Here is a 6205-nt window from a genome sequence, read left to right as displayed (position 1 = left end):
TCATTGATCGATTTAGTCCGATGTATTGGCGTGTTGATGGCCCACAAACAATGTCATTTGCAATCACTGATTATGAAAATGGTTTCGAGGCATCTTTTCGTTCACGGGCAACGACTGACCTCGTCGGAGTTAGTTGGGATTCTCATGACAGTAAAGATCATCAGTTTTTAGCTTATGAGACGAAGTATGATTATTCAGGGATGGTTTGGGATTTTGATATTGAGTTATCACCCTCTATGCCTGTGTTAAATAATGAAACACTCACGCCCACATTAACGATTCAATATACTGAAAATGATCAGACTAAAGTCGCTTACGTGGTGTTGTTTAATTATGCAAATCAGCCAAGTTCAAGAACATCGCATATTCAAATTGATTGGGATTCAGTAAAAGCAGGGTTTTCAGCCACGGATAGCTTTCCTGTCAGCAATATTCAGCGGATTTCATTTTCAGGATTTACATCTAGTTATAACGGACATTCAACAATTCCGTTAGCGCAAGCAGAAGATGGATATATTCGTATCACTAATTCTGTAACAACAGGTGTGAATGCAAAACTTGTTCTAAAGCGAGTTTCTATAGCACCTCATGATTATGGAATTTGTAGCAGTTATGATGATCACTATGATTTAAACCCTAAGCGTATCGTTAGTAATATGGCTGCATTGGGCTATCAGGGCTTTGTTAATCATTACTGTGGAATGTCTAAATATCCTGAGATGTCATGGCAAAGTGATATTGGCAAGTGGCAAATACCAGATACATTGACAACCAATGAAAATGTAGTCAATCCATGTGCCCGTAAGTGGCATGAGCATTTTGCAGAAGCGCTGCATAATGTTGGAATGCAGCCCATATTTGGTGTCAGTTTTGAAATGTATTCATTAGGAGCCAATGAATTTTGGGCGCAGCGTGATTGGAAGAATAATTTAGGGAGAACAGGTTACGAGCCTCCGAGTTATTTTTTTAGCATGTCGGATCAAAGTGCATTGGCGTATCTAAATAAAGTATTTGTTGAGTTCGCAGATATGATGAATATAGGCGGATGTGATGTATTTATGCAAATAGGAGAACCGTGGTGGTGGTATAACCAAGGTAGCAATTTGCCTTGTATCTATGATTATCAGACTAAACTTGCCTTTAATGCAGATACGGGCTTGTATGCGCCTGATCTGGGAACGATTTATGAGGCAATGAATAAAACAGGCACGCCATATGATGAATTCAAGGCATGGTTGCGAAATAAATTAGGACAGACCTGTCGTGATATTCGCAGCACTGTTAAAGCACAGTATCCATCGGCTCAAGTATGTCCATTGATCTTTTTCCCTACCATTCGGACGGAAATAGAAACGCTTGTCACAGATATTAATTATCCAAGTGAACATTATAGTTATCCAAACTTTGATTTTATTATGACCGAAGCTTATGACTGGATATTAGAAGCTAGATTAAATACAGCCTATCAGGCAGTTTCTACGATACCGACTCAAGATCTGAATTATCCTGAAAATAAAGTGGCTTATTTGGCTGGTTTTGTTCCTGATGAAACGATTGCTCATGTCTACGGTTTTGATAAAACCAAACCATATCGAACACCGATTTGGCAGCGAGTCTTCGGTGATATGAGTAATAACGATTCGTTGGAATTAATGAAGCAATTTATTTGGGCATATCCCCAAGTTATGGCTGACTCCATCGTGATTGACGCAGCTCAATTACCGAATACTTTTTATGTTGGAAATACGCCGTATACAGCAATTACAGATGATACGCCTTATCCACCCGAAATTTACTTATAGTAAATGGATAAAGCCCACAGGAAAACCATAGCCTTTGCTGTTTTTTCAGTATAAATTGGTTTTAATTTTTATGAAAAGCTTCAGTAAAGTATGTACTTATGAAAAGAATTTTGTTGATCGGCTTTATGTCAATGTTATTTGTTGGTTGTAATAAACAGCCTGAAGTTAAAAGCGATAAAGCTCAGGAAAGTTTTGAGGTTGTTGATAACAAAATTTCAGCATATATGGATACATTAGACAATCCTGACACACCGAAAGAAGAGCAAACACGCGTACTTTGTAAGGATTATCCTGAATTGTATGAGTCTCAATATGTACCCGCTTTACTTAAGTTAGCACCGAAGGACTATACAAAAGAAAAATTGATGTCTGATCTAAAAGTCTCTACGGATTACTATTCTCAGAAATTAAATATTCTTTGTGATTAGTTTTCAGCACCGTTAAAAGAGAATCTGCTAAAAAGCAGATTCTCATTAATTTAAACGTTATGCATGCTCTTTCTGTTCTGTTGTCATCACTTGAAAGTCATAACCAGAAGGGGCTTGATAAACTCGCAATCCAAATTCTGGGACGATTGCGATTAGATGGTCAAAAATATCTGACTGAATCGCTTCATAAGAAGCCCATGCAATAGTATTGGTAAATGCATAGATTTCTAAAGGTAAACCTTCACTGGTTGGCTGCATTTGGCGAACTAGAATCGTTTGATTTTGAGCAATGCCTTTGTGTTGACGTAAATAAAATTCTACATAGGCTCTAAACGTACCAAGATTCGTTAAACGACGTTTGTTATAACGCGATTGATTACTCAGTTGTTTATTGAATTCATCAATTTCAGATTGTTTAGCGTCTAAATATTGGTCTAGCAACAAGAAGTCTTTGAGCTTTTGCTGTTCCTCATCTGTCATAAAATGCACGCTGCTTTGGTCGATGAATAAAGAGCGTTTCATACGACGACAACCTGCATTACTCATACCACGCCAGTTTTTAAAGGTATCAGTAACGAGTTTATTGGTTGGAATAGTCGTATAGGTCTTATCGAAGTTCTGAACAGTCACAGTATGTAATGACATATCAATGACATCGCCATCCGCATTGAGCGAAGGCATTTCAATCCAGTCACCAATACGTACCATGTCATAAGATGCAATTTGCACACTGGCTACGAGAGAAAGAATCGTGTTTTGGAAAACTAACATCAACACTGCCGCCATTGCACCAAAACCAGCGAGCAGGGTGAAAACATCTTTTTTCAAGAACGTTCCTAAAATCATTAAACCACACACGACAAATAAGATTAATTTGACGAGTTGTAGATATCCTTTAATGGGCTTATTTCTTGATTTAGGATTACGTTGATAGATTAAGTTAAAGATGTTCAGTGCTTCACTTACCGTTAGGGCAATCGTAAGGAAAATAAACGCCTGAGCGCCCATTTGTATAAATGAAATGACTTTAGCGGGTAAATGAGGAATGGTGGTTATACCATTCATGATGACAATCGCTGGGACAATATTCGCAAATCTTCGAATAATGCTATGTTGAGCAAAAATAGATTGGTTTGGAGATTTAAGTTTAGTAACTAAATGACGAATTCCACGCACGATAATCCGCTTAGCGATAAAATTTGCTAAAGCAGCAAAGAAAATCAGCATGGCTAATGCTAATAGCATTTCGAGCCATGGATAATGGCTTAACTCACCTCGAATTTCACTAACAAACTTTAAATAATCCAAACTAAAACACCTTAAAATTCTTTGAAGGAGAATTGTAAGGTGTTAGGGCAAACTATAATAATCTAATCACAGTTTATATACGATTTGTAAGGTGTTTTTACATTTCGTAGAATTGTTTTACCACATTAAATCATCTGGAATGACATATGCTGCGTATGGATCTTCTTCATCGGTTGTCTGGTCATTATTTTCAGTATTGTTATTCACAAGAATAAAACCCTGCATTTTTTGATCGATGCGTTCAGCTAAAGCTTTTGGTAGGCAAGCATAGCTTTCTTGGTCTTTGGCAATGACCAAAGATCCTGATACCAGTGCGTTGTAAACTTGCTGTGATAAATATACCTTTTTAATTTTATTTTCATCAATAAATTGATAAGCCACATCACCTTCAGTTTCTTTGATCTTGTGTTGCTTGATCATTTGAATGATTGAAGCTTTGAGCGCCTTTTCTTCTAATAGGTTTTGCTTTTCTTGGTTTAATGCTTGATCTTTAGCAAGCTTTTCTTGTTTCGCTTGATCAATTTTTGCTTTAATTTCAGCATCATCATTCTGACCAGTACGTTGCTCATGTTGAGCTTGTTTAGTCAATTTTTTCGCTTTCTTGTTATCGACTAAACCTGCTTTTAATAGCTGAGCCTGAAGTGCATTTTTAACCATAATTTAATCCAAATTTGAGTTCTTTGAGAAGCGAAAATAAACGATCCAATAGGCCATGCTCATGACAAAGCTAAGTGCTGCTGGAACGAGAAAAGCATGTAATTTTAAATAAGGATAAAGCAAACTGGCAACAATGCCGCCAAGTAAAAAACCAATAAAAATGAGTAAATGTAAAAAAATGCGTCGATTATCTACTTTTAGTCCGCGAGCTTTGTAGCCTAAGGCTAGACCTATATCAGTCAGTACACCTGACAAATGCGTGGTACGGATGATTGCACCTTTATAGTGGCTGACCATGGCATTTTGCATGCCCATTGCTGCACATGCCCACAATAAGCTATAACGCGGAAAATAAGGGACAAGTAGCCAAGTAAGCAAGAGAAAAACAGCAACAAAACTTAGAGGAAATCCGTAATGACGACCAAAAGCCACATGACTATTTCCTAATATTAGACCGCTATAAAATGAGCCTACAACGAAGCAGAAGATGACGAGTGTGAGATAAATGAAGTGTTCTGGTTGCCAGTCAATTAAGCTCATCGCTAACATACTGACATTGCCTGTCATATGTGAGACAGACTGATGAAGGACAGTGATTAAGCCAAGAACGTTTACCATTCCTGCATTCAGGGCTAATAAGAAAGCACCTAATTGAATCCAGTTCGGTAAACGTTGTAATGGCATAGCAATCTACTGATTTTCTCGGTTTCTAAAATCTACTGCAGCGGTGAATAAAACATCGGTCGATGAGTTGAGTGCAGTCTCGGTTGAGTCTTGCAACACACTAATAATCATACCAATAGCAACCACCTGCATCGCTACTTCTGATGATATACCAAACAAGCTACATGCAACAGGGATCAACAATAAAGAACCGCCTGCAACACCTGAAGCACCACATGCCGAAACTGCAGCTACGATTGAGAGAATCAACATTGTGCTTAGATCAACGTGAATACCCAAGGTATTTACCGCAGCTAAAGTTAATACGGTAATTGTTACAGCTGCACCCGCCATATTAATGGTTGCACCAAGCGGGATAGATACACCAGCAGTTGCTTCATTTACACCTAAGCGTTGCGCAAGATCCAAGTTCACAGGAATATTCGCAGCTGAGCTACGCGTAAAGAATGCAGTAATACCACTTTCTCTTAAGCACTTAAATACCAATGGATATGGATTTGCACGCATAGTGATTGCAACTAAAATAGGATTGATCACCAGTGCAACGAACAGCATTGTGCCGATTAACACCATGAGCAAATGTGCATAACTTGCTAAAGTCGCGAAACCTGCGCTTGCAAAAGTTACTGCAACTAATCCAAAAATACCGATAGGCGCAAAGCTAATGACTGTATGAATAATCTTATTCACGGCATCAGCAACATCCGTCAATACTTGCTTGGTTGTATCTGAACTATGGCGCAAGGCAAGACCTAAACCAATCGCCCAAGCCAGAATTCCAATAAAGTTTGCTTCACTGATCGCTTGAACAGGATTGGCAATAAAGCTAAGCAGTAGATTTTTTAAAATTTCAGCTAAGCTGCCAGGTGCTTGTAAATCTGATTGAGCTGCTAAGTGTAAGAACAGCTGACTAGGAAAAACAATACTCGCAATCACCGCACTAAAAGCGGCAAGAAGCATACCTGCTACATATAACACCATCACTGGTTTTAAATTAGAATTCTGTCCAACTTGGAAATTGGCAATTGAAGAAAGCACAAGAACAAAAACGAGAATAGGGGCAACCGATTTCAACGCTTTAATAAATAATTCACCTAATAAACTAAGATAAGGTGTAACGTTAGGAAACAGCAATGCCACGCCAATCCCTAAAATAATAGCGATAATAATTTTGCTAACTAAACTTAAGCGAGACAATACACTAAACATATAAAGGCCTTACAAACCTATGCACGGTTTAAGGTTAAACAAGCGCCGTATTCTATACCCAAGCGCTATGAATATTGAAATTTTTTTTGATGACTAGGGTCTGTTGACATTTACTGT

The 6205-nt window shown here is 38.1% G+C and carries 6 protein-coding genes; 2 read left to right on the top strand and 4 right to left on the bottom strand.

Going from position 1 to position 6205, the window contains the following annotated elements; genetic code table 11:
- The first annotated feature begins 2 nt into the window (after positions 1-2).
- Both B4237_RS06845 and B4237_RS06840 read left to right on the top strand, forming a co-directional pair.
- Positions 3-1802 (top strand): non-contractile tail sheath protein, encoded by a 1800-nt coding sequence (locus B4237_RS06845; RefSeq protein WP_286942366.1) that lies wholly within the window; start codon positions 3-5, stop codon positions 1800-1802.
- Positions 1803-1900: 98 nt separating this feature from the next.
- Entirely contained in the window at positions 1901-2230 is a 330-nt protein-coding gene (locus B4237_RS06840; RefSeq protein ID WP_019384341.1) for a hypothetical protein, read from the top strand.
- Positions 2231-2287: 57 nt separating this feature from the next.
- Here B4237_RS06840 and B4237_RS06835 read toward each other — a convergent pair whose 3' ends face one another.
- From B4237_RS06835 to sstT, 4 genes are all read right to left on the bottom strand, one after another.
- Complete coding sequence (locus B4237_RS06835; RefSeq protein WP_004879214.1) at positions 2288-3538, bottom strand: mechanosensitive ion channel family protein; 1251 nt, start codon at positions 3536-3538, stop codon at positions 2288-2290.
- A gap of 117 nt (positions 3539-3655) precedes the next feature.
- Positions 3656-4195: a DUF2058 domain-containing protein gene (locus B4237_RS06830; protein ID WP_019384339.1), complete on the bottom strand. Its 540-nt coding sequence runs from the start codon at positions 4193-4195 to the stop codon at positions 3656-3658.
- A gap of 3 nt (positions 4196-4198) precedes the next feature.
- Positions 4199-4879 carry a YoaK family protein gene (locus B4237_RS06825; RefSeq protein ID WP_019384338.1) on the bottom strand — a complete coding sequence of 227 codons (681 nt, stop codon included), beginning with the start codon at positions 4877-4879 and terminating at the stop codon, positions 4199-4201.
- Positions 4880-4885: 6 nt separating this feature from the next.
- Entirely contained in the window at positions 4886-6088 is a 1203-nt protein-coding gene (sstT, locus tag B4237_RS06820; RefSeq protein WP_004879221.1) for a serine/threonine transporter SstT, read from the bottom strand.
- Positions 6089-6205: the final 117 nt, after the last annotated feature.

Source organism: Acinetobacter sp. UBA6526, from assembly GCF_002434875.1.
Taxonomy (GTDB): Bacteria; Pseudomonadota; Gammaproteobacteria; order Pseudomonadales; family Moraxellaceae; genus Acinetobacter; species Acinetobacter venetianus.
The sequence above is the reverse complement of the archived record's forward strand: the minus strand, read 5'-3'. Positions and strand labels throughout refer to the sequence as shown.

Bases quoted from the DNA above. Each gene is read 5' to 3' on its own strand.
- B4237_RS06840 (WP_019384341.1), top strand. From the start codon at position 1,901: ATGAAAAGAATTTTGTTGATCGGCTTTATGTCAATGTTATTTGTTGGT.
- B4237_RS06830 (WP_019384339.1), bottom strand. From the start codon at position 4,195: ATGGTTAAAAATGCACTTCAGGCTCAGCTATTAAAAGCAGGTTTAGTC.
- B4237_RS06825 (WP_019384338.1), bottom strand. From the start codon at position 4,879: ATGCCATTACAACGTTTACCGAACTGGATTCAATTAGGTGCTTTCTTA.
- sstT (WP_004879221.1), bottom strand. From the start codon at position 6,088: ATGTTTAGTGTATTGTCTCGCTTAAGTTTAGTTAGCAAAATTATTATC.